The following is a 539-nucleotide window of genomic DNA, read 5'->3' on the forward strand; positions in this document are numbered from 1 at the left end:
CGCGTCCCCGGTCCTCTGCTGGGGCGGCAGGATCCCGAGCTGCCACCCGAGCCAGGCCGTGCGCATGTCCTCGGCGCCGGTGCGCCGGGCCTGCTCCGTGATCGGCGGCGGGGCCGGCCGCCCGGCCGGTGCGATGTCCCGCAGGGAGCGGACGGCCACCTGCACGAGCAGGCCCAGCACGAGCAGGGCGGCGACGACCAGGACGGGGATCATGGCCGTGCGCCGGCGACCGAGGACGCGGGCCGCGCCGGCGTGGGCGGTCGGCCGCGGGTGCCACTGTTCCGAGTGATGCTCATGACGGATCCTCCCGATCCCTGCAACCTCTGGGGGACCATTCTATCCGCGCTCGGCGGCGGCGTCCCCCGATACGCTGGATCCATGAGATCCGCCGCGCTGTCCGTGTCCGCCGCCGTCCTGCTGCTCGCCTCCGGCTGCGCCGCCGGGAGCACCGAGCAGGAGGCCCTGCTGCGGGAGCACGGGCTGGCGGGCGCGAGCACGCAGGAGGTCGTCGAGCGGCTCGACCGCACGCACGACGACCG

Annotated in this window: 1 protein-coding gene; it reads right to left on the reverse strand. The window is 75.9% G+C overall.

The window, feature by feature from the left end; genetic code table 11:
* Window positions 1–213: hypothetical protein (locus RF647_RS19210; RefSeq protein WP_368813129.1), on the reverse strand; the 213-nt coding region annotated here is incomplete at its 3' end.
* Window positions 214–539: the final 326 nt, after the last annotated feature.

It is taken from the genome of Kocuria sp. CPCC 205263, from assembly GCF_040981075.1.
Lineage (GTDB): Bacteria > Actinomycetota > Actinomycetes > Actinomycetales > Micrococcaceae > Kocuria > Kocuria rosea.